Origin of the sequence: Proteus hauseri, assembly GCF_004116975.1 — a bacterium.
GTDB classification, from domain to species: Bacteria; Pseudomonadota; Gammaproteobacteria; order Enterobacterales; family Enterobacteriaceae; genus Proteus; species Proteus hauseri.
This window is the reverse complement of record NZ_CP026364.1, coordinates 1,295,104-1,318,352: the sequence shown is the minus strand read 5'-3', so window position 1 is coordinate 1,318,352 and position 23,249 is coordinate 1,295,104. Positions and strand designations below refer to the sequence as shown.

19 protein-coding genes are annotated in these 23,249 nt (G+C 38.0%); 11 read left to right on the top strand and 8 right to left on the bottom strand.

Annotated features, from left to right (window positions below; all coding sequences use genetic code 11):
• Positions 1–10: 10 nt before the first annotated feature.
• Entirely contained in the window at positions 11–490 is a 480-nt protein-coding gene (greB, locus tag PH4a_RS05980) for a transcription elongation factor GreB (RefSeq protein ID WP_064718184.1), read from the bottom strand.
• Between the two features lie 182 nt (positions 491–672).
• Here greB and PH4a_RS05975 point away from each other — a divergent pair, with 182 nt between their 5' ends.
• The 5 genes from PH4a_RS05975 to hemN all read left to right on the top strand — a co-directional run bounded on the left by PH4a_RS05975 (position 673) and on the right by hemN (position 7,446).
• The gene (locus tag PH4a_RS05975; RefSeq protein ID WP_129038504.1) at positions 673–3,015 is read left to right on the top strand and encodes a Tex family protein; all 2,343 of its coding nucleotides are present in this window, start codon (positions 673–675) and stop codon (positions 3,013–3,015) included.
• A 483-nt stretch (positions 3,016–3,498) separates the two neighbouring features.
• Positions 3,499–4,173, top strand: a complete 675-nt coding sequence (locus tag PH4a_RS05970; protein WP_064718182.1) for a CsgG/HfaB family protein — start codon at positions 3,499–3,501, stop codon at positions 4,171–4,173.
• A gap of 26 nt (positions 4,174–4,199) precedes the next feature.
• Entirely contained in the window at positions 4,200–4,553 is a 354-nt protein-coding gene (locus PH4a_RS05965) for a DUF4810 domain-containing protein (protein ID WP_129038502.1), read from the top strand.
• Positions 4,550–5,206, top strand: a complete 657-nt coding sequence (locus tag PH4a_RS05960) for a DUF799 domain-containing protein (RefSeq protein ID WP_129038500.1) — start codon at positions 4,550–4,552, stop codon at positions 5,204–5,206. The genes PH4a_RS05965 and PH4a_RS05960 overlap by 4 nt, the downstream gene beginning before the upstream one ends.
• An 866-nt stretch (positions 5,207–6,072) precedes the next feature.
• The gene (hemN, locus tag PH4a_RS05955; RefSeq protein WP_129038498.1) at positions 6,073–7,446 is read left to right on the top strand and encodes an oxygen-independent coproporphyrinogen III oxidase; all 1,374 of its coding nucleotides are present in this window, start codon (positions 6,073–6,075) and stop codon (positions 7,444–7,446) included.
• A 19-nt stretch (positions 7,447–7,465) separates the two neighbouring features.
• Here hemN and glnG read toward each other — a convergent pair whose 3' ends face one another.
• The 3 genes from glnG to glnA form a co-directional block, all read right to left on the bottom strand.
• A complete protein-coding gene (glnG, locus tag PH4a_RS05950) occupies positions 7,466–8,887 on the bottom strand; it encodes a nitrogen regulation protein NR(I) (protein ID WP_129038496.1) in 1,422 nt (473 codons plus the stop codon).
• Between the two features lie 10 nt (positions 8,888–8,897).
• Positions 8,898–9,944 carry a nitrogen regulation protein NR(II) gene (gene glnL / locus PH4a_RS05945; protein ID WP_129038494.1) on the bottom strand — a complete coding sequence of 349 codons (1,047 nt, stop codon included), beginning with the start codon at positions 9,942–9,944 and terminating at the stop codon, positions 8,898–8,900.
• A gap of 184 nt (positions 9,945–10,128) precedes the next feature.
• Entirely contained in the window at positions 10,129–11,538 is a 1,410-nt protein-coding gene (glnA, locus tag PH4a_RS05940; RefSeq protein WP_064718176.1) for a glutamate--ammonia ligase, read from the bottom strand.
• A gap of 358 nt (positions 11,539–11,896) precedes the next feature.
• Here glnA and typA point away from each other — a divergent pair, with 358 nt between their 5' ends.
• From typA to rluF, 5 genes are all read left to right on the top strand, one after another.
• Positions 11,897–13,732: a ribosome-dependent GTPase TypA gene (typA, locus tag PH4a_RS05935; RefSeq protein WP_064718175.1), complete on the top strand. Its 1,836-nt coding sequence runs from the start codon at positions 11,897–11,899 to the stop codon at positions 13,730–13,732.
• 442 nt (positions 13,733–14,174) lie between these two features.
• On the top strand, positions 14,175–14,792 hold the full coding sequence (gene yihX / locus PH4a_RS05930; RefSeq protein WP_129038492.1) for a glucose-1-phosphatase: 618 nt from the start codon (positions 14,175–14,177) through the stop codon (positions 14,790–14,792).
• Between the two features lie 83 nt (positions 14,793–14,875).
• Positions 14,876–15,313, top strand: coding sequence for a D-aminoacyl-tRNA deacylase (gene dtd, locus PH4a_RS05925; protein WP_129038490.1), 438 nt, complete (start codon positions 14,876–14,878; stop codon positions 15,311–15,313).
• Positions 15,314–15,347: 34 nt separating this feature from the next.
• Positions 15,348–16,262 carry a fatty acid biosynthesis protein FabY gene (fabY, locus tag PH4a_RS05920; protein WP_129038488.1) on the top strand — a complete coding sequence of 305 codons (915 nt, stop codon included), beginning with the start codon at positions 15,348–15,350 and terminating at the stop codon, positions 16,260–16,262.
• A 165-nt stretch (positions 16,263–16,427) separates the two neighbouring features.
• Positions 16,428–17,303, top strand: coding sequence for a 23S rRNA pseudouridine(2604) synthase RluF (gene rluF / locus PH4a_RS05915; RefSeq protein ID WP_129038486.1), 876 nt, complete (start codon positions 16,428–16,430; stop codon positions 17,301–17,303).
• 83 nt (positions 17,304–17,386) lie between these two features.
• Here rluF and PH4a_RS05910 read toward each other — a convergent pair whose 3' ends face one another.
• The 4 genes from PH4a_RS05910 to PH4a_RS05895 form a co-directional block, all read right to left on the bottom strand.
• Positions 17,387–17,626: a hypothetical protein gene (locus PH4a_RS05910; RefSeq protein WP_129038484.1), complete on the bottom strand. Its 240-nt coding sequence runs from the start codon at positions 17,624–17,626 to the stop codon at positions 17,387–17,389.
• Positions 17,627–17,715: 89 nt separating this feature from the next.
• Positions 17,716–19,386: an AsmA family protein gene (locus tag PH4a_RS05905; RefSeq protein ID WP_129038482.1), complete on the bottom strand. Its 1,671-nt coding sequence runs from the start codon at positions 19,384–19,386 to the stop codon at positions 17,716–17,718.
• Between the two features lie 87 nt (positions 19,387–19,473).
• A complete protein-coding gene (locus PH4a_RS05900; RefSeq protein WP_129038480.1) occupies positions 19,474–20,076 on the bottom strand; it encodes a hypothetical protein in 603 nt (200 codons plus the stop codon).
• Positions 20,077–20,237: 161 nt separating this feature from the next.
• Complete coding sequence (locus tag PH4a_RS05895) at positions 20,238–21,629, bottom strand: uracil-xanthine permease family protein (RefSeq protein WP_129038478.1); 1,392 nt, start codon at positions 21,627–21,629, stop codon at positions 20,238–20,240.
• 241 nt (positions 21,630–21,870) lie between these two features.
• On the opposite strand from PH4a_RS05895, the gene gltS reads away from it, so the two are divergent.
• The gene (gltS, locus tag PH4a_RS05890; RefSeq protein ID WP_129038476.1) at positions 21,871–23,085 is read left to right on the top strand and encodes a sodium/glutamate symporter; all 1,215 of its coding nucleotides are present in this window, start codon (positions 21,871–21,873) and stop codon (positions 23,083–23,085) included.
• Positions 23,086–23,249 lie beyond the last annotated feature (164 nt).

Genomic DNA, 23,249 nt, shown 5'->3' with positions numbered 1-23,249 from the left:
TTTATTTATCTTATTCCGAATGATATTTGATAGATAATATGTGGTAGTTAACCTCACCACCCGGTGTTTGAACACTAATTTCGTCATCAACCTTTTTACCAATAAGTGCTCTGGCAACGGGAGAATCAATTGAAATCCACTGTTTTGACGGATCAAACTCGTCCGGCCCTACTAGTCTAAAGGTTTTGACGTTCTCGTCATCATCTTCAAGGGTTACCCAGGCACCAAAATAGACTTTGCCTTCTTGGCGAGGATCTGGGTCAACAATTTTTAGCTCATCAAGACGTTTAGATAAAAAACGAACCCGTCTATCTATTTCACGTAGTCGCTTTTTTCCATAAATATATTCAGCATTTTCTGAACGGTCACCTTGTGCCGCTGCTTCTGAAACGGATTGTGTGACTATCGGGCGCTCTACTTTCCAAAGATATTTTAGCTCTTTGTCTAAAGCGTGCCAGCCATCACGGGTAATATAGTTACTTTTTGCCATTACAGATAAAAATTATCATCAACATTGAATTTTATAAAGATACTATAGCGTGAATGATAAAATAATCTGTTATTTTCCTCATAATTGTTGAGGTTGATTTGCAATAAGCAGAATTTTTCTGGTGTTCAGCGTGTATAATAGCCATCTTTTTTAACCACTCCTCTCGGTAGGTAAAATATATTATGAATGAATCATTAAGCCGAATTATTGCTCAAGAGCTGACAGTTAAGCCTCAGCAAGTACTTTCGGCCATTACGTTACTGGATGAAGGGAATACGGTGCCGTTTATTGCCCGTTACCGAAAAGAGGTGACGGAAGGGTTAGATGACACTCAGCTACGTCAATTGGAAACCCGCCTGAGTTACTTACGGGAACTCAATGATCGTCGCCAAACTATTTTAAAATCGATTGAAGAACAGGGTAAATTAACACCAGAATTATTATCTTCAATCAATGAGACCCAAAGTAAAACTGAACTTGAAGATCTCTATCTTCCTTATAAACCTAAAAGACGCACCCGTGGGCAAATCGCGATAGAAAATGGTTTAGAGCCATTAGCCGATTTATTGTGGAATGAACCACAAAACTCGCCAGAAGAAGCGGCTAGCGCTTATATAGATGCAGAGAAAGGGATTAATGATACAAAATCAGCCCTTGATGGTGCGCGTTATATTTTAATGGAACGCTTTGCTGAAGATGCTGGATTATTGGCAAAAGTACGTCAATATTTATGGAAAAATGCACATCTTGTGGCCAAAGTGATTGATGGGAAAGAAGCAGAAGGCGCTAAATTTAGTGATTATTTTGATCATCATGAGCCTATTGCTACTGTACCTTCTCATCGCGCATTAGCTATGTTTCGCGGTCGTAATGAAGGCATTCTTCAACTATCACTTAATCCAGACCCTCAATTTGAAGAAGCGCCAAAAGAGAGCTATGGCGAGCAACTCATTACAGAGCACTTAGGTCTACGTTTAAATAACCAACCTGCTGATAGCTGGCGTAAAGCCGTTGTTAGTTGGACTTGGCGTATTAAAGTATTAATGCATATCGAAACTGAGCTTATGGGGCAGTTGCGTGAAAAGGCAGAAGAAGAAGCAATTAATGTTTTTGCCCGTAATTTAAATGATTTGTTAATGGCGGCACCTGCTGGAATGCGCACAACCATGGGACTTGATCCTGGTTTGCGTACTGGGGTAAAAGTTGCGGTGGTTGATAACACTGGTAAACTTATTGCAATTGATACAATTTATCCTCATACAGGACAAACTGATAAAGCAGCGGCAAGTGTTGCGGCACTGTGTATAAAGCATAATGTGGAACTTGTTGCGATAGGAAATGGTACAGCATCTCGTGAAACAGAGCGTTTCTTTGCTGAAACAGTAAAACGTTACCCTGAGATAAAAGCACAAAAAGTGATTGTTAGCGAAGCGGGTGCTTCTGTTTATTCTGCGTCTGAACTTGCAGCTAATGAATTTCCTGATTTAGATGTATCAATTCGTGGTGCAGTTTCTATTGCTCGCCGTTTACAAGATCCGCTAGCTGAATTAGTTAAAATTGATCCTAAATCTATTGGTGTGGGTCAATATCAGCATGATGTTAGCCAAACCCTATTAGCAAGAAAGCTTGATACTGTGGTTGAGGACTGTGTTAATGGCGTTGGTGTTGATTTAAATACGGCATCAGTACCGCTATTAACCAGAGTTGCAGGTCTTAGCCAATCTATTGCACAAAATATTATTAATTGGCGCGATGAAAATGGCCGTTTTGTCGATAGAAAACAGCTATTAAAAGTAGCACGTTTAGGACCAAAAGCGTTTGAACAATGTGCTGGTTTTTTACGTATTCGTGATGGTAAAAATCCGCTTGATGCTTCTACTGTTCACCCAGAAACCTATCCTGTAGTAGAAAATATTCTGCAAGCAACGAATCAAAAAATAGCTGACCTGATGGGAAATAGCACGCTATTAGCACAAGTTAATGCGAGAGATTTTATTACTGAGCAATTTGGTCTTCCGACGATTAATGACATCTTAAAAGAGTTAGCAAAACCAGGCCGCGACCCTCGTCCTGAGTTTAAAACTGCAACTTTTGCAGAGGGTGTTGAAACGATGAATGACCTTGTTAGTGGTATGATCCTTGAAGGAACAGTGACTAACGTAACTAATTTTGGTGCTTTTGTGGATATTGGTGTTCACCAAGATGGCTTAGTTCATATTTCATCTTTAGCAGATAGATTTATTGAAGATCCTCATACGGTAGTAAAAACCGGTGATATCGTTAAAGTAAAAGTACTCGAAGTTGATTTAGCGCGTAAGCGTATTGCTTTAACGATGCGTTTAGATGAAGTTGCTGCTGATAGTCATAGCCGTGCTACACCCAGTACAGTAAAAGCAGATAACTCAAAAAGCAAAGGACAAAAGCCAGCGAGAAGTAGTCGTTCATCAATAAATAATACAGGTAGTAATTCAGGCAATAGCGCAATGAGCGATGCATTAGCTGCTGCATTTGGAAAAAAACGCTAATAATGTTTATTATTAATTGCGCGATAATTTTTTTCTGAAATCAAATATAAAGAGAGGAGGAGTAATTTATTATTTCTCCTTTTTTATTTTTGTTTTTAAGATTATTGAAAAGAAGAATGAGGCAATGCTTGTAGAAAGAATATGAATTATCTTATAAGGATATTCTTACTCTTAATTATTAAAACCAGTGTTAAAATAAAACTGACTTAAGGTATATTTTCAAGATAATAAAGAGTATGATTTTCGCTTTATCCTATATTTATTTGTTATTGTTTTTCTATTCCTTTAGCTATTTCCTCTGTTATACAATGCCATTATATTATTGTTATCTGGCTTATTTAACCTTATAACTTTTAGGGTTATAGCTTTTATGTTAAATAATATTAAAAACAGAAAGTATCATCGTTATCTATTTTGCTTTTTATACTAATAAATAAAAAGTATGTATTTAGATCTCCACTTCATCTTTACTAGGTCATTAAAATGAAACTAAAACAGTTATCTCTAGGTGTGATTGTCATTTCAGCAACATTACTTGCTGGGTGTGCATCGGAATCATCACGTTCTTTAGAAGTCGCTAAAGTTGCAACTTATAATACAACTTATGCGGGGCCTAAAAGCGCTATTTCAATTGGTAAGTTTGATAACCGTTCAAGTTATATGAATGGTATTTTTTCGGATGGTGTTGATCGATTAGGTAATCAATCCAAAACGATTTTAATGACTCATTTACAACAGACTGGCCGCTTTAATGTATTAGATCGCGCTAACTTGTCTGAGTTAAAAGAAGAAGCAGGAATTAAAGGTCAAACCCAACAATTAAAAGGTGCAACTTACGTTATTACGGGTGATGTTACTGAGTTTGGTCGTAAAGAAGTGGGTGATCGTCAATTATTCGGTATTTTAGGTCGTGGAAAAACCCAAGTAGCCTATGCAAAAGTCAATTTAAACGTGGTTAATGTTCACACTTCAGAAGTTGTTTTCTCTTCTCAAGGTGCGGGTGAATATGAGTTATCTAACCGTGAAATCATCGGTTTTGGTGGTACAGCAAGCTATGACTCAACATTAAACGGTAAAGTGCTCGATTTAGCTATTCGTGAAGCAGTAAATAATCTTGTTGCAGGGATTGAAAGTAATGCTTGGCAGCCGTCTAAGTAACACTTAATTTTATAAGGATATAGAAAATGTCAAAATTATTGATAAGTCTTGCTATGGGCGTGTTGCTACTAACAGGTTGTACTAGTGCTCCAAAACCACTTTACAACTGGGATAGTTATCAAAGTGTTGTGTATCAATATTATCAGCAAAGTGAAAGCGACCCCCAATCTCAGATTGATGCATTGAAGCAAAGTATTGAGCTTTCTCGTGCTAAATCATTGGGTATCCCACCGGGATTACATGCACATTTAGGTATGTTATATGGGGCTACAGGTGCATTAGATCTAGCGATGGCAGAGTTTAATGAAGAGAAAACGCTTTACCCTGAATCCGCAGCGTTTATGGATCACCTGATGAAAAACAAAGGAATGCAAAAATGAGACGCTTATTAACCTTGATGTGTGTGATATTTGCTTTTGTATTGACCGGTTGTGCTGAACCCGTGAAAACGGACTACAGTGCATTTAAACAGAGTAAGCCAAAAAGTATTTTAGTTTTATTGCCACAAAATCACACGCCAGAAGTTGATGCTGGGCATAGCTTTCTATCTCAAGTGACTTATCCTTTAGCGGAAGCAGGTTACTACGTTTTCCCTGTTGCGGTTGTAGAAGAGACATTTAAGCACAATGGGTTATCCACAGCCGGTGATATCCAAGCCGTCAGCCCTAATAAGTTACGTGAAATTTTTGGTGCTGATGCCGTGTTATATTTAGATATCACTGAATATGGTACGACTTATCAAATTATTTCTAGTGATACTCGAGTTACTGTTGGCGCTAAATTAGTTGATTTGCGCAATGGTGAATTGCTTTGGAGTGGTACTGCAACGGCTTCAAGTACAGAAAATGATTCTTCATCAAGCAGCTTAGTGGGAATGTTAGTCTCTGCGGTTGTGAATCAAGTCGTAAATACAGTAGCAGATAAAAGCCATCAAATTGCAGGAATAACGAGTGTTCGTTTACTTTCTGCTGGTGGCGCGAATGGCATTTTATACGGGCCACGTTCTCCTAACTATGGTAAAGATGCTAAGTAAATTTTCGTTATAAAAGCATCATTCAAAGGGCCTCGATTATATTATTAAAATAAACGAGGTCTTTTTTATAAGTAAATAATAATTATTCTTATTACTGGTTATTAAATAATAGAGAATTTCTAAAACATCAAAATAAAAGAGAATATTTTTTTGATTTTAAAAATATAAAAGGAATTAAATAGGCATTGCTATGAAAAGATAAACCATCCTTGGTTGCTTGTCCGTATCCTTCCGTGGTTAATAATCCTTAATCGGGTATAAAAGAGACTGATCAAATAAGAGGTATATAAAAAAGAATAAGATAAGGTATGGGGGATGCTATCTTTCCATGTAATATAGCGACCTTTATTCTTTAAATGATTCTCGAATTTAAATCAAAACACGACTTAACTGGATATTAATCAATGTTTGAATCTAGAGTATGTAATATTATAAATGAGGTAAAGGTATAATTGTTACTATTATTACAATCATCGGATTATGAGAGAATAAAAGAATAATAAAATTAAGATAACGATATAATGAATTAATTTAAATCGTATTTTGAGTAATTTCTTTTTTAAAAGTCGGCGTAAAAATAGTCATAAGAAATTATCTAATTAGAATAAACGACTAACATATTGAATAAACTTAATTTATTAACAAATTTTTTTAAAAAATAAGATTATTTTATTATAATGTGATTTATGTCACATCCAGTGAGTGCGTTGATTAGCATCGCTATAAAAAGAGAGATATCTTTGTTTTTATCAGATCTTTCTTTCATATTCAGCCAATCATTTATTGGTTACACTACTATTTCAGATGTTAATAATATCTGTTTGCTGGTATGACACACCAGCAGTTCACTTTTGGAAGGTAGAGGCATGTCAGAGCAAACAATTATTTGGGATCTTGACCTGATCCATAAGTATAACTATTCAGGTCCTCGCTACACATCATATCCAACAGCACTGGAATTTAATCAACAATACGGTGATGCTGATTTTATTAAGGCGACTCAACGTTATCCTGAGCGCCCGTTATCACTCTATATTCATATTCCTTTCTGCCATAAGCTGTGCTACTTCTGTGGTTGCAATAAAATCATTACCCGCCATAAACATAAAGCAGATGAATATCTTGATGTGCTAGAAAAAGAAATAATTAATAGAGCAACTTATTTTCAATATAGATGTGTAACCCAAATGCATTGGGGTGGTGGAACGCCTACATTCCTTGATAAAAAACAGATCAGCCGATTAGTTGCTTTATTACGTAAGCACTTTCATTTTGTAGAAGATGCTGAGCTTTCGATAGAAATAGATCCACGTGAGATTGAATTAGATGTTATCGATCATTTACGCAATGAAGGTTTCAATCGTTTAAGCATGGGTGTGCAAGATTTCAATAAAGAAGTACAGCAAAAAGTTAATCGTGAACAAGACGAAGCTTTTATTTTTTCGCTTATTGAACGAGCTCGCGAAGTTGGATTTCATTCAACCAGTATCGATTTAATTTATGGTTTACCAAAGCAAACTAAAGAGAGTTTCGCTTTTACACTAAAACGCGTTATTGAATTATCGCCAGACCGTTTAAGTGTGTTCAATTATGCACACCTACCCAATTTATTTGCAGCCCAACGAAAAATAAAAGATGAAGACCTTCCTTTAGCAGAAGAAAAACTCGATATTTTGCAAGAAACTATTTCAACATTGACGACAAATGGCTATCAATTTATCGGGATGGATCACTTTGCTAAACCTGATGATGAACTGGCTATTGCTCAACGTAACGGTATTTTGCATCGAAATTTTCAAGGGTATACCACTCATGAAGAGTGCGATTTATTAGGTATGGGTGTTTCCGCGATTAGTATGTTAGGCGATAACTATGCGCAGAATGAAAAAGTGCTAAAGGACTATTATGCGCGTGTGAATAATGAAGGAAATGCCTTATGGCGTGGGCTTTCTTTAACTAATGATGATTGTATTCGCCGTGATGTTATTAAAACACTTATTTGTAATTTTAGTCTCCATTTTACGGAGATTGAAAAATCTTATGATATTGTTTTCCAAGATTATTTTAAAGAAGATTTAGAATTGCTTGTACCAATGGAAAACGATGGTTTAATCGAAATTACAAATAGTCATATTCAAGTTACGCCAAGAGGGCGTTTACTTATTCGCAATATTTGTATGTGCTTCGATACTTATTTGCGTAATCAAATGCGTCAGCGTCAATTTTCGCGCGTGATCTAATTCATTAAGGTATGGAGGGTTAATAATCCTCTATACCCAATTCTTTAAGTTTGCGTGTTAGCGTATTTCTACCCCAACCTAACAACCGCGCTGCGTCTTGTTTATGGCCTTGTGTATAAGCAAGGGCACTTAATAATAGTGTGCGTTCAAATTGTGGCAGTGCATCATTAAGAATATTTTCTTTGCCTTCACCTAAAGCTTCATCTGCCCATAAAGAGAGATGTTGCGACCAATGTTGAGATGTAAGCCGATTAATATTTTTTGCTTTCTCGTCAGCTAAGCGGATCTCAGACGGTAAATCTTGTGGCATGATTTCTTGGCTTGCAGTCATAACCGTCAGCCAACGACACACATTTTCGAGTTGTCTTACGTTTCCAGACCAAACGTATTCCATCATGGTTTTTAAGCTTTGTTCATGCAGAGATTTGGTTTCAACACCCAGCTCTTTTGCCGTTTTTTGCAGAAAGTAGCGCGCTAAACTAGGAATATCTTCTGTTCTATCGCGAAGAGGTGGTAATTGGATGCGAATAACATTTAGGCGATGGTAGAGATCTTCACGAAAATCGCCTTCATTCACTCGTTTTTCTAAATCCTGATGGGTTGCTGCAATAATTCGGACATCCACTTTAACAGGGGCATAGCCTCCAACTCGATAAAATTGCCCTTCAGCCAATACGCGTAATAAACGAGTTTGGATATCTAATGGCATATCACCAATTTCATCCAGAAAAAGAGAACCACCATTGGCTTGTTCAAAACGGCCTTGACGAATTTGAGAAGCGCCAGTAAACGCACCTTTTTCATGACCAAAGAGTTCAGATTCAATTAAATCTTTGGGGATCGCCGCCATATTTAGGGCAATAAATGGAGCCAAAGCACGAGGGCTATGACGATGAAGCGCGTGAGCAACAAGCTCTTTACCGGTACCCGATTCTCCATTAATTAGCACACTAATAGATGAGCGAGAAAGTCGACCGATAATACGATAAACTTCTTGCATTGCAGGGGCTTCGCCAATCATATCAGAAACAGATTGAAGTATATTTTCAGTATTATTCGGCTGCTTTTGCTCTCGATAGTGTGTGATTGCTCTCTCTATTAGTGCAAGCGTTTCATCGATATCAAAAGGTTTTGGTAAGTAATCAAAAGCACCTTGTTGATAAGCATTCACTGCGGCATCAAGATCAGAATGTGCAGTCATAATAATAACGGGCAGTGTAGGATATTGTTCTTTTATTATTTTAAGTAGAGATAAACCATCCATATCAGGCATACGAATGTCTGATAATAATACATCAGGCTGTTCGCTATTTAGCGCCTTGAGCACATCGTTAGCATGTTCAAAAGCACGACATAACATATCTTCTCGTGTAATTGCGCGTTCAAGGACCCAGCGAATTGAGCTGTCATCATCAACAACCCATACATTTCCTTTTTGCATTGGTTATCTCCTATTTTATTGGCAGGTAAATAGAAAATTCGGTATTACCCGGCCAACTAGTAAATTCAATTTTACCTGCGTGCTGATCAACTAAATTACGAGCGATAGATAATCCTAAGCCATTTCCGTCTTCTCTTCCGCTTACCATTGGATAGAAAAGGGTATCTTGTAAATGTGGGGGAATACCGCTTCCGGTATCTATCACATCGATGCGTGCAACAAGTCTGTGACGCTCACCATGAAGAGTGACTTGAAACGCGGTGCGAGTACGTAAAATTATCGTCCCACCTGTTTTTTCAACCGCTTGTAAGGCATTACGCGTAATATTGAGTAGTACTTGTTCTATTTGATCTGGGTAATGAGAAAGTTCAGGTAAGCTTGGGTCGTAATCTTTTAATAATGTGACGTTTTCTGGGCATTCCAGTAAAATTAATTGGGCTACACGCTCAACAACATGATGAATACTTTGATGTGTTTTTGTACCAGGATGCTGAGGGCCTAACAGTCTATCAACCAGTGTACGCAAACGGTCTGCTTGTTCGATAATGACTTGTGTGTATTCCATCAGCGCGGGATCAGGTAACGATTTTGCCAGTAATTGTGCGGCGCCTCGCAATCCCCCTAGCGGGTTTTTAATTTCATGTGCCAGCCCCCGAACCAATTCCCTTGCAGCTATTTGTTGGGCTTGTTGGATCTGCTCTTGGCTTAACCGACGTTGACTATCCATAGGCGCCAGTTCCAACAAAATATGTTGCTCGGAAATAGGTTGGGCACTGAGCGACATAGTGTGTGATTGGTTATGAATAACCAAAATTACTTCGTTATCAGTGAAACTTTGTCCGTTTGCTAAGGTTTCTTGCATAAGTTCAGCATCAAATGAATGATAACTAAACAAATCGGTAAAAGGTGTTTCAAATAATTTGCGACGGCTTTGTGCCAAAACTTGTAACGCAGCGTGGTTTGCATAACAAATAATGAATTCTTGATTGATAACCAGCACTGAATGGATTAAAGAGTCTAAAATCAGTGTGTTATCAGGTAAGTTTGCCGTTTCCATATTGAATACCCCATTGCACCATTTTAGTGCATCTTACCTTTTTTTTTATAAATGAACAGATGCGTAAGCGAACTGACCGACTCCTTAAGTGGGAGAAAAGTGCCCATCCGAAGATGGGCAAAATAGCTTCACGGCAACAAAAAATCATTATCTACAGCAATGCATTAAATGTAATGCAAAAAGTTTAAGCACTGTAATACATTTCGAATTCAAGAGGATGTGGCGCCATACGAACACGCTGAACGTCAGTACGTAAAAGCGCTAAATAGGCATCAATTGAGTCATTAGTGAATACACCACCATGAGTTAAGAATTCACGGTCTGCATCTAATGCATTCAGTGCTTCTTCTAATGAACCCGCTACTGTTGGGATCTCTTTTGCCTCTTCTGGCGGTAAGTCATAGAGGTTTTTATCCATAGCATCACCTGGGTGAATTTTATTGGTAATGCCATCAAGACCTGCCATTAACTGAGCAGCAAAAGCAAGATAAGGGTTCGCGAGTGGATCTGGGAAACGTACTTCAATACGACGCGCTTTCATGCTGGCAACAACTGGGATACGAATAGACGCTGAGCGGTTACGTGCAGAGTAAGCCAGCATAACAGGTGCTTCAAAACCCGGAACTAAGCGTTTGTATGAGTTGGTTGTCGGGTTGGTAAACGCATTTAATGCGCGAGCATGTTTGATAATGCCGCCAATGTAGTACAGCGCCATTTCAGATAATCCGCCGTATTTGTCACCCGCAAATAGATTGGTTCCATTTTTAGACAGTGACATATGGCAGTGCATACCTGAACCGTTATCACCCACAAGTGGTTTTGGCATAAAGGTCGCCGTTTTGCCAAATACGTGAGCAACGTTTTGTACTACGTATTTATAAATTTGGGTTTCATCTGCTTTTTTGGTCATGGTATTAAAACGTGTTGCGACCTCGTTTTGACCTGCCGTTGCGACTTCGTGGTGATGAGCTTCAACCACTAATCCCATCTCTTCCATAATGTTACACATGGTAGAGCGAATATCTTGAGATGAATCAACGGGTGGTAATGGGAAATAACCCCCTTTTACCATAGGACGATGGCCTTTGTTACCATCTTCATATTTGGTATTGGTGTTCCATGCTGCTTCAATGTCATTGATAGCGTATGACGCGCCTGAAATATCATTTTTAAAACGAATATCATCAAATAAGAAGAATTCAGGTTCTGGCCCAAATAAAACAGTGTCGGCGATACCGCTTGATTTTAGGTAATCTTCAGCTCGTTTTGAGATAGAACGAGGGTCGCGATCATAACCTTGCATTGTGCCTGGTTCTAATACATCACAACGAATAATCAGTGTTGGATCTTGAAAAAATGGGTCAAGCATTGCTGTAGAAGCATCAGGCATCAGTACCATGTCTGATTCGTTAATGCCTTTCCAACCGCCAATAGAAGATCCATCGAACATTTTTCCTTCTTCAAAGAAATCATCGTTAACCTGATGGGCAGGAATAGTCAGATGTTGTTCTTTGCCGCGGGTATCAGTAAAACGTAAGTCAATATATCTAACTTTATGTTCTTCAATCATGGATAATACATGTTCAAGGGACATATAAACTCTCCTGGCGAGTGGTTTTATTTAGTGCAGTGGCCTTACACATTTTTTGGTGAATTGTTTGCTCACCAAAATACTATTGCGAAAACCATGCCAACTTATATAAAAAGGGATATATACTGTATTCATGAAGTTTAGTGTAGAATACCTCATGTGATTTTTTAATTATTGCACAATACTGGTGCAAATTAAGCCTAATTGAGCGCACTGTTTTGGTGCAATCATGTAATGCCACTAAATTCTGAGGCGTGAAAAGGATCACAATTCAATTAATTGCATATTGTTAAGCAATCATTATTGTGATCTTGTTTAGTCTCTCGTCTAAAGCGTGTACAATAACGCGCTTATTTCTACAATGCCTGAGGCAAATTTTGTGATCGAAAACTTGCGTAATATCGCCATCATCGCCCACGTTGACCATGGTAAAACTACTATCGTCGATAAATTACTACAGCAGTCCGGTACGTTCGGTGAACGTGAGACGCTGGCTGAGCGCGTGATGGATTCAAATGATCTCGAAAGAGAGCGCGGAATTACTATTCTTGCGAAAAATACAGCGATTAAATGGAATGACTATCGTATCAATATCGTAGATACCCCAGGACACGCCGATTTCGGTGGTGAGGTAGAACGTGTTATGTCTATGGTAGACTGCGTTCTATTGCTGGTTGACGCGATGGATGGCCCAATGCCACAAACTCGTTTTGTGACACAAAAAGCGTTTGCTAACAACTTAAAACCTATCGTTGTTATCAATAAAGTTGACCGCCCTGGTGCGCGTCCAGACTGGGTTGTTGATCAGGTATTTGACCTGTTCGTTAACCTTGGTGCGACCGACGAACAACTTGATTTCCCTATCATTTATGCATCTGCATTAAATGGTATTGCGGGAACAGATTATAATGACATGGCTGAAGATATGACTCCGTTATATGAAGCTATTGTCAAATATGTAGAGCCACCGAAAGTGGATCTGGATGGTACATTCCAGATGCAAATTTCTCAGTTGGACTACAACAACTATATGGGCGTTATCGGTATCGGCCGTATTAAGCGTGGTAAGGTTAAACCTAACCAACAAGTCACTATCATTGATAGTGAAGGTAAAACCCGTAACGGTAAAGTCGGTAAAGTGTTAGGTCATCTTGGCTTAGAGCGTATCGAAGTTGAAGTTGCTGAAGCAGGCGATATCATCGCAATTACTGGTTTAGGTGAACTGAATATTTCAGATACTATTTGCGAAACAGGTGCTGTTGAAGCGCTGCCTGCATTAGCCGTTGATGAACCAACAGTTAGCATGTATTTCTGTGTTAACACCTCACCTTTCTGTGGTCGTGAAGGTAAATTCGTGACTTCTCGTCAGATTTTAGATCGTCTGAAGAAAGAGTTAGTTCATAACGTTGCACTACGCGTAGAAGAAACTGAAGATCCAGATGCATTCCGTGTATCAGGTCGTGGTGAGCTTCACCTGTCAGTTCTGATTGAAAATATGCGTCGTGAAGGTTTCGAATTAGGTGTATCTCGCCCTAAAGTTATCTTCCGTGATATCGACGGTCGTAAACAAGAGCCTTTTGAACAAGTTACTATCGACATTGAAGAACAGCACCAAGGTGATGTGATGCAAGCGATGGGTGAACGTAAAGGCGAAATGCGTGATATGCAACCAGATGGTAAAGGTCGTGTACGTTTAGACTACATTATCCCTAGCCGTGGTCTGATTGGTTTCCGTACTGAATTTATGACAATGACATCAGGTACTGGTTTACTGTATGCAACATTCAGTCATTATGATGATGTTCGTCCGGGTGAAATCGGTCGCCGTAATAATGGTGTTATGATCTCTAATGGTCAAGGTAAAGCCGTTGCTTACGCTCTGTATAGCTTACAAGATCGTGGTAAATTATTTGTTACTCATGGTGCCGAAGTTTATGAAGGCCAAGTCATTGGTATTCATACTCGTTCTAATGACTTAACAGTAAACTGCTTAACAGGTAAGAAACTGACCAATATGCGTGCTTCTGGTACTGATGAGGCGACAACGCTGACTCCACACCTGAAACAAACATTAGAGCAAGCGTTAGAATTTATTGATGACGATGAGTTAGTTGAAGTTACTCCGCAGTCTATCCGTCTGCGTAAACGTTATCTGTCTGAAAATGATCGTCGTCGCGCTTACCGTAGCAAAGACTAATTGATTGTTTTAGACAACATAATTCTTAGGGCGCGTTAGCGCCCTGAGTTCTTTATGTGATAAGACGAATGCGGTGGAAAATAATCACCACCGCATAAGTTTTCTTATATATTGTCCTTTCCCTATTTTTATCTCCTCTTCATCTCTTCCTTTTTACTGCTAATTTATTTTCCTTGAGTCATTGTCAATTTACATGTTGTTTTATAGCTATCTGTTATCTGTTATCTGTTATCTGTTATCTGTTATCTGTTATCTGTGACGAAATACAACGTATATTTTAGAATAATTGTGCATCTCATATCGCTTTTCCTATATCACTGTTCTGGTTTTATGTTTTACAAAAAAATTAAGAGCGATTCTTGTACTTTTTTATTGTTTAAGCCTGTTCAGTAAGATGATTTATGATTAAAGTAAAATGAGTTTTCTACAATGGAGAGGATTTATGCTTTATATCTTTGATATGGGTAATGTGATTATTGATATCGATTTTAATCGGGTATTCGCGGTATGGGGTAAGCTCAGTGGTGTTCCATTGGCAAACATAAAAAGTAACTTTACTGCGGGAGAAACCTTTAAATTACACGAGCGCGGCAATATTACAGATATAGAATTTGCTGAAGCAATTAGTTCAGAATTAGGTATTAGCTTGAGCTTTGAACAATTTGCTGAGGGATGGCACGCCATTTTTGTTGCACTACGCCCGGAAGTTATTGATATAATGAATAAATTAAGAGAACAAGGACATCGAGTTGTAGTACTATCAAATACTAATCGATTACATCAAGACTACTGGCCTCAACATTATCCTGAAATTGCAGCCTCTGCTGATTTCCTTTATTTATCTCAAGATCTTGGCATGAGAAAACCTGATCCTGAAATTTACAAATACGTTTTACAATCTGAAGACGTTAACGCTCAAGATGCCGTTTTCTTTGATGATATAAAAGAAAATGTTGATGCGGCAATCGCTGTAGGGATGAAAGGCGTACATGTCATTGATAAACACACAGTAGTAGACTACTTCAAAGATCATGATTTTACCCTTTCGGTGGAAGAATAATGATATCGTAAGGATAACAATAGATTGAAATTGTTATCCTTTTTTATTGGTTTATTTTTTCATGTATTTATCAGGAAGAGAGCATGATTGCGTTAATTCAGCGAGTCACACAAGCAAAAGTAGATATTGGCGGTAAAACCGTCGGGGCGATTAATCAAGGTTTGTTAGTTTTATTGGGTGTTGAAAAAGAAGACAACGAGCAAAAAGCGAAAAGATTGTGTGAGAAAGTGTGTGGCTACCGTATATTCAGTGATGAAAATGACAAAATGAATCTAAATGTACAGCAAGCCGAGGGCAGCTTATTGGTTGTCTCTCAATTTACCCTTGCGGCAGAAACACAAAAAGGTATGCGTCCCGGTTTTTCTAATGGAGCTCCTCCTGAATTAGCTGAAAAGCTCTATCACTATTTTATTGAACAGTGTCAGCAACAAGGTTTAGCAACACAAACAGGGCAATTTGCTGCAGATATGCAAATTACTCTAACAAATGATGGCCCCGTGACATTCTGGCTACAGGTTTAATTTTAACGACAGTAATGTTAGAAGGAGCACAGATATGTACCATTTACGAACCCCAAAAACAGAGGCTGAATTCGCAGCCTATTACTCTTTTCGCTGGGAAATGCTTCGTAAACCATTACATCAGCCTGAAGGCTCCGAAAAAGATGGCTATGACACCACTGCGCATCACCAAATGGTTGTTGATGAAGAGGGGCAACCTGTTGCGATAGGGCGACTTTACATCAATGCTGATAATGAAGGTGCTATTCGTTTTATGGCAGTACGAACGGATGCACAAGGCAAAGGATTAGGCACGCTTGTTGCAATGGCATTGGAGTCTTTAGCACGACAAGAAGGTGTAAAACGGATTGTATGTAGTGCACGAGAAGAATCTGTCAGTTTTTTTCAAAAGTTAGGGTATGAGAATTGTGGATTAGTGACTGGACCACAGACAACGCCCATTAAACATTACTTTATGAAAAAAAGTATTGAGTCTTTAGATGATATTTTACACCGGCCAGATTGGTGTGCTGAATTACAAAAACAGTGGCATCAGCATATTCCATTAAGTGAAAAAATGGGATTACGTATTACGCAATACACAGGAACCCGTTTTTACACCACCATTCCTGAGGCTGGAAATCAAAACCCGCACCATACTATTTTTGCTGGAAGCCAATTTTCTTTAGCAACCTTAACTGGCTGGGGACTTATTTGGTTATTGATGCAAGAGCATAAACTTCAAGGCGATATTGTGCTGGTGGATGCGCATATTCGCTATCGCAAACCAGTCTCTGGGCGTCCTGTGGCTATTGCAGATATGGAAAACTTAAGTGGTGATTTAGGGCGATTAGCAAAAGGTAGTAAAGCGCGAATTAAGTTGGATGTTGATATTTGTGGTGATGAAGGGGTTGGCGCGGTATTTAGTGGTACTTATCTTGTTTTGCCGTCATTAAATAAGCAGTGCTAGTCATGTTACATATTAATTAATTGAAATTAAATTACTTTTTTATCCATTACCCCCCTTTTTTTACTCTTAAAGTATGGATATAAAAAATCTATGCTTTAATGCTTATCTTATAGAGTTTCTATCGCTATCCAATTGATGTATATTTCGCAGTTTACGGAGGGAAGCATGGACACCAATTTATCTACTCGTCTTAATAAATATATCAGTGAAAGTGGGATTTGCTCTCGGCGCGAGGCTGATCGCTATATTGAGCAGGGGCTTGTTGTGATTAATGGCAAACGCGCCAGTATTGGCGATCAAGTTTTTGCTGGCGATGAAGTCAAAGTTAATGGTCGATTGATTGAGGCAGAGAATAACTCTGAATTAGTTTTAATCGCACTAAATAAGCCTGTTGGTATCGTGAGTACCACTGATGATGGCGAGAAAGATAATATTGTTGATTATGTAAACCACAGTACTCGAGTGTTTCCTATCGGCCGCTTAGATAAAGACTCTCAAGGCCTTATTTTTCTGACTAACCACGGGGATTTAGTGAATAAAATCTTACGTGCAGGGAATGATCACGAGAAAGAGTACCTTGTCACGGTTAATAAACCGATCACTGATGAGTTTATTTATGGAATGGCTGCCGGCGTTCCGATAATGGGGCAAAAAACAAAAAAATGTAAAGTAAAAAAAGAAGCACCAATGGTGTTCCGTATTACTTTAGTTCAAGGTTTAAATCGTCAAATTCGTCGGATGTGTGAATATTTTGGTTATGAGGTGACTAAACTAGAACGCATTCGAATTATGAATGTAAGTTTGTCTGGGTTGCCTGTTGGTGAATGGCGTGACTTAACGGATGATGAGTTAATTACGTTATTTGATGCTATTGAAAAATCGAGCTCTGAAGCACCAAAAGCGAAACAAAATAAACCTAAAAAACAGCTCAGTAATGCTAAAGCATTAGGGATCCATATTCCTCAAACTAAAGTGAAAGAGACAGAAAATAATTCTCGTAAACGTTTTGTTCAGCCTGGCCGTAAAAAGAAAAAACGTTAATTGCAGTTGCTTATTTTTTATTGAGAATAAAAAAACACCTTATTAGGTGTTTTTTTGTTTGAGCATCGCTATAAAAATATTAATTAGTCTAAATCAAGTTCATCAAGTTTCTTTTGGCGGCGTTCAAGTACAATAGCTGCAAGTTCTGCATCCATCACCCGGCTAATCAGACAATCATAATCTTGTTTAGAAAGGCAATAAAATAGAGGGGTTTTATCCGTATCGCAAACTTCAACGGTGCTGTTTTCTTCAAGCGCAGTTAAAGGAGAGTGTTGGAACTTGGTCAAAGATATTTTTTGTGGGGAAAAATCGTCGTCAGACATGAAAACTCCGCAATAAGAAAACAGGAAAGATAATGCATTGTAACGCTTTTTATTAAGGGCGCAATCCGTGCTCCCCTTGAAAATAGAGATTATAAGTTATTAATTATTTCACCATTTTTCATGGTCGCATTGATGATTTGTTGCTCGTCTTTTTTACCCAGTAATGTGCCATTTAATGTAGGGTTAATCGTCTTAGCGCGTAAATCTCCGCTCAATTTTAATGTGAATTGGCCTTTTTCATTTAATGGTGCTGTTTTCCATCCCATTTCATTGGGGATAGATAAGGGGACGTTTAACCCATTCGCTATTAATGAAAAGGTTCTTTGGTTATTCGATTGTACTAATGCGGCTGATCCTCGAACTATACCTTCATCAATAAATGCGGAAAATTGTTCTGCAATTGCATTATCTTGCAAGGTAGCAATTTTTAAATCTGGGCGGCGCAACTCAATACGGTTTAGTGTTCCGCTATCCGCATTTAATATGGCAGAGCCCTGCCATAATCCCCATTCGCCTTCTTTTGCAACTATTAGATTTTGCAGTTTTCCCGTTAATCCAGTGAATTGGAATGGAAAGCTTGGGCTAATATCAATGAGTATGGATTGATTAATAGAGAGCTGCTCAATATTGATATTTTGAATATCGTTATTGAGAGGAGATGCAAAAGTAGATAACCAATCTTCAGGCAGTGTATATAAAATACCCGAAAGTGTACCGTCTTGAATGGTTAAGGTTTTATTATTTTGATCCCAACTGCCTGCTAATTTAATCAATCCTTTTTCATAGCGTAAGCTTAATGAATCGAGATTAAGTCGATTATTTTGTTGGTTCATTTTAGTAATAACATCAGTAAAATGCTGATTGTCTATCACTACATCATTGGTGTTAAATTCACCCGAAGAAAAAGAAACCTTTTTATCAATATTTAATTGAGCAAATTTCCCATCAAACCCACTCACAGCCCACTGTTTACCTTCTGCTGTAAAATCGATAATATTTAATAGTCTTATATTAATCGGTGGGTATTGGTTAAATGAGTGGATTAACTCCTCTAAGGATTGAGGTGATTGCCAACGTATGCCGTTTAAATATACTTCGTTTAATTTCCAGTGGTTATCTTGATATCGCCCCGTTAGCGATAAGGTACCATTTAGTAATTTTGTACCTAATTTCTCAATGTTAATATCATTAGGTTTATATTCACCCGAAATAATAAAATTACTGAAATTGTTATTATTTATGGTTCCTTCTGCTATCGAAAACTGAAAATGCCCAGAACCCAGTGTATCTGTTGATGTTGGTTTCCAAGGTGCTATTCCGCCAGTTATTTTTTCAGCAGTAAAAGACAAATCTGATTTAACACGACTTAATGCCATATTTTTAAATTGCAAAATATCAGCACTTAAAGGGATAGCGAGTGTTGTTTCAGCTAAAACAATATTGCCGTTTTCTAAGGTGATTTTTTGTAGATGAGAAGGTGTGGTAAAAAACTGCCAGTTAAATTTTATTTGTGCTGATTTTGCAGAAACTATGGTTTTATTTTGTTTAGGATTGATAGAGAAATCGTGTACAACGATCTGTTCTGGCTGAGTAAAATTATGCTCTACACCCGAAAAACGCACATCATAATTGCTGTATTCGGTTAACCATTCGCTGGTTTTTTGCGCTCCCCATTGGGTTTGAATAAAGGCATAAATTATAATAATAAATAAAATGACGATAAGTATCAGAGATACCAAACTTTTTATCAGCCAGCGCATTGTATTTCTCCTGTTTACCACCCTCCAAAAGATTATACATTTATGCCTGAAAACTGGACTATGCTCAAGTATTCACCGAATTAAAGATTATTTATTTTTAACCTCCATAGTAATTGCTGCTATTTTTTTTTGTAATGAAATAAATTGCTCAGATCTTTTTTCTACGGTGTTGTCATCATCTTTTGCTTCTCGTGTCGGAGGTTTAATATTTATAAGATCGTCAGCTATCTCTTTCATCCCTTTTTTAGCAAGTTGAATATATTCCGTTTGGTCGAGTGAATTTTTATCTGCATTATTAATGTAGTTAATTAGTTGGGTGAGGAGTTCATTGGGCTCAGAATCACCTGAGTGATAAATATTGTAGAGGTTAACTTGAATTTTGGATTGCGTTGGTAAATACGTAAACGCGTAATTTACATAGTTTGCATTATCTTTTTTTGAACTATCGTTAAGAGCTGTATTTTTAATAAAGGTAACAACATCTTTTACCATCATTGTTAAATTAAACTCTGCCACGGTCTTATTCTCTAAAGAGGTAAATTTGTGGTTAGAATTAAATAGGGCTAAAAACTCATCTTTTATGCGAATAAAAAATTTCCGTAAACTGGTAATTTCATATTGCGATGTTGATGAATGTGTTTTCAAAAAACGAAGTGATGGACTGTTTGAAATACCACTATGAATAGGCATATTTTTCTCGACTATGATATTGATAGTTAAGAAATAATAAATATAAAAAGGAAAATCTTTCAGAAAAAATACAAGTGCTTGAGATCTAAAAACGTAGTTCCTATTTATTATAAAGAAACTACGTTTTGTATTTAGATCAAATATAATTGGTATCGATAAGATTATTTTTCTTGTGGAAAAATCAGGTTAAGAATAATTGCAGTTAATCCCCCAGCTGCAATACCTGATGATAATAAAGTTTTTAACCAATCAGGTGCAAATTGCAATATTTGAGGTTGTTGTGAAACCCCTAAGCCTATTGCTAATGAAATAGCGAGGATCATTACAGCTCGGCGGTTTAATGCCTCTTTAGAGACAATTCGTACACCAGATGCGGCGATAGTACCAAACATCACCAGTGTTGCTCCACCTAATACGGGTTCTGGAATTTTCTGCACAAATTCTGCAACTGAAGGAAATAGGCCAAGAAGGATAAGTAGTGCTGCAACAAAATAACCCACATAACGGCTAGCGACACCGGTTAATTGAATCACACCATTGTTTTGACCAAAACACGAATTTGGAAAGGTATTGAAAAAAGCCGATACCATAGAGTTTATACCATTGGCTAACACACCACCTTTAATTCGTTTCATATATACAGGGCCACTAACAGGTTGCTCTGATACATCTGAGGTCGCGGTAATATCGCCTATGGTTTCAAGGGATGTGATCATAAAAACTAGCATCAGTGGAACCAGCAAATGCCAATCAAATGATAATCCATAATAAAATGGCTCAGGAATGGTAATAAATGGTGTTTCTTGATGCTCTGGCGGTGTTGGTAGCATATCTAATGCCCATGCAAGAAGGTAACCTACAGCCATTGCGATTACTAACGAAGCGACGCGTAAATAAGGATTTTTTTGACGATTAAGAAGAATAATGACAGCAAGTACGGATCCAGCCAGTAATAAATTTTGTGGTGAACCAAAGGTATTATTTTCAATAGCCGCATAACCTCCACCAATAGAGGTTAAACCGACTTGAATTAAAGAAAGTCCGATAATCATCACAACAATGCCAGAAACTAAAGGGGTGATAATACGTCTTGCTAGATGCAGTACACGAGAAAGAACTATTTCGGTCAGCGATGCTACCATTAAGGTACCAAAGAGGGCTGCCATCATCGTTGGGGTATCAGCACCTCCATTTTTCAGCGCTAATCCACCCATGATTAAGGGGGCGACAAAATTAAAACTCGTACCTTGAATAGAAAGTAAGCCAGAGCCCACTGGCCCCCAAGCACGAATTTGGATCAGTGATGCAATACCTGATGCAAATAACGACATACTGATAATGCGTTGAGTATCGTGAGCCGGCAGCCCTAATGCTTGGCAAATTAAAATTGCGGGTGTAATAACCGCGACAAACATCGCTAATAAATGTTGCCCTGCGGCAAAAAGAGTTTGGGGTAATGGCGGCTTTTCTTCAAGAGCAAAAAGGAGCTCGCTATTTGCTTTACTGGCAAGATCACTACTTTGTGGCAATTTTTGATTTTCTGAAGTAACCATGATGTGAATTTCTTATCCGACAAAAAACGTATTTTAATGATCTCCGCCACAAAAGCAATCGTTTGCGCAAGATTAATGTTATTAAAATGCATAAGAGAGGCTCACATTTTTATATGTTTTAACTTGTGTTTGTCGCGGATTTTTTTTCTAATCGGGGTTACCTGCTTTTGGCGTTGTTTATGGATGAACGTAGCGTCGTAGTATTTTTATATAAAATTAACAAATAAGACGGGGTACATAAATGTATCATCTCGATGTTTATGGCACGCTAGTCGCGGCCACTTTGGTTCTATTGCTCGGACGTAAGTTAGTGAAATCTGTTCCTTTTTTAGAACGATATACGATCCCAGAACCCGTTGCAGGTGGATTACTTGTTGCAGTTCTTTTATTAGCTTTTAAATCATTGATGGATTGGGAGGTCAGTTTTGATCTCTCATTAAAAGATCCATTAATGCTCGCTTTTTTTGCAACCATTGGTTTGAACGCAAACCTTTCAAGCTTAAAAGCGGGAGGAAAAGCACTTTTTATTTTTGTTTTTGTTGTTGTAGGGTTACTGCTTGTCCAAAACACGGTGGGTATTGCACTGGCAAAAATGTTAGGTCTTGATCCTTTAATGGGATTACTTGCTGGTTCGATAACTTTATCTGGTGGGCACGGTACAGGTGCTGCTTGGGGTAAAACCTTTGTTGAAAGCTATGGTTTTAAGAGTGCTTCAGAAGTCGCGATGGCGTGTGCAACATTTGGATTAGTTTTAGGGGGACTCATAGGTGGCCCCGTTGCTCGTTATCTTATCCGCAATATTCCTACTCCAGGATTATGTGCTGATGATCACGAAATGCCAACAGCATTTGAAAAGCCAACAACAGGTAGAATGATAACCTCAATGGTATTGTTAGAAACCATTGCGATGATTGCTATCTGTTTAATGGCGGGAACCTTCTTATCGCAATTACTTGAAGGCACCGCATTCTCACTACCAACGTTTGTCTGTGTTCTTTTTATTGGTGTGATTTTAAGTAACAGTTTATCAATGCTTGGTTTTTATCGTGTATTTGATAGGGCGGTTTCTGTTTTAGGTAACGTTAGTTTATCGCTCTTTTTAGCGATGGCATTAATGAGCTTAAAACTATGGGAACTGGCATCCTTGGCACTACCTATGATTGTGATCTTAGGTGTGCAGGCGGGTGTGATGGCTCTATACGCTATTTTTGTCACCTTCCGTGTTATGGGTAAAAACTACGATGCTGCAATTTTAGCTGCGGGTCACTGTGGTTTTGGCTTAGGTGCTACACCAACCGCTATCGCTAATATGCAAGCGGTCACAGATCGTTTTGGACCTTCACATCTCGCGTTCTTAGTGGTTCCAATGGTTGGAGCATTCTTTATTGATATAGTGAATGCGATAGTGATAAAACTTTATTTACTCTTACCATTCTTCCCCACTATTGCTGGGTAAGTTATTTCGTTATAAATTCTTTGTAAATTGATCAATGCCACAGATTGTTCTGTGGCATTTTCTGTTGTAATACTCTGTATTTTATAGATAAATATACTAATATCTCATGTTATTTATCATATTGAGATATTGAGAGATAATTTCAGAAATATTGCCTTGATATA

Bases quoted from the DNA above. Each gene is read 5' to 3' on its own strand.
- PH4a_RS05905 (WP_129038482.1), bottom strand. From the start codon at position 19,386: ATGCGCTGGCTGATAAAAAGTTTGGTATCTCTGATACTTATCGTCATT.
- glnL (WP_129038494.1), bottom strand. From the start codon at position 9,944: ATGGAAACGGCAAACTTACCTGATAACACACTGATTTTAGACTCTTTA.
- yihX (WP_129038492.1), top strand. From the start codon at position 14,175: ATGCTTTATATCTTTGATATGGGTAATGTGATTATTGATATCGATTTT.
- PH4a_RS05900 (WP_129038480.1), bottom strand. From the start codon at position 20,076: ATGCCTATTCATAGTGGTATTTCAAACAGTCCATCACTTCGTTTTTTG.
- PH4a_RS05895 (WP_129038478.1), bottom strand. From the start codon at position 21,629: ATGGTTACTTCAGAAAATCAAAAATTGCCACAAAGTAGTGATCTTGCC.
- dtd (WP_129038490.1), top strand. From the start codon at position 14,876: ATGATTGCGTTAATTCAGCGAGTCACACAAGCAAAAGTAGATATTGGC.
- PH4a_RS05970 (WP_064718182.1), top strand. From the start codon at position 3,499: ATGAAACTAAAACAGTTATCTCTAGGTGTGATTGTCATTTCAGCAACA.
- PH4a_RS05960 (WP_129038500.1), top strand. From the start codon at position 4,550: ATGAGACGCTTATTAACCTTGATGTGTGTGATATTTGCTTTTGTATTG.
- greB (WP_064718184.1), bottom strand. From the start codon at position 490: ATGGCAAAAAGTAACTATATTACCCGTGATGGCTGGCACGCTTTAGAC.
- PH4a_RS05910 (WP_129038484.1), bottom strand. From the start codon at position 17,626: ATGTCTGACGACGATTTTTCCCCACAAAAAATATCTTTGACCAAGTTC.
- typA (WP_064718175.1), top strand. From the start codon at position 11,897: ATGCCTGAGGCAAATTTTGTGATCGAAAACTTGCGTAATATCGCCATC.
- glnA (WP_064718176.1), bottom strand. From the start codon at position 11,538: ATGTCCCTTGAACATGTATTATCCATGATTGAAGAACATAAAGTTAGA.
- rluF (WP_129038486.1), top strand. From the start codon at position 16,428: ATGGACACCAATTTATCTACTCGTCTTAATAAATATATCAGTGAAAGT.
- PH4a_RS05975 (WP_129038504.1), top strand. From the start codon at position 673: ATGAATGAATCATTAAGCCGAATTATTGCTCAAGAGCTGACAGTTAAG.
- glnG (WP_129038496.1), bottom strand. From the start codon at position 8,887: ATGCAAAAAGGAAATGTATGGGTTGTTGATGATGACAGCTCAATTCGC.
- PH4a_RS05965 (WP_129038502.1), top strand. From the start codon at position 4,200: ATGTCAAAATTATTGATAAGTCTTGCTATGGGCGTGTTGCTACTAACA.
- hemN (WP_129038498.1), top strand. From the start codon at position 6,073: ATGTCAGAGCAAACAATTATTTGGGATCTTGACCTGATCCATAAGTAT.
- fabY (WP_129038488.1), top strand. From the start codon at position 15,348: ATGTACCATTTACGAACCCCAAAAACAGAGGCTGAATTCGCAGCCTAT.
- gltS (WP_129038476.1), top strand. From the start codon at position 21,871: ATGTATCATCTCGATGTTTATGGCACGCTAGTCGCGGCCACTTTGGTT.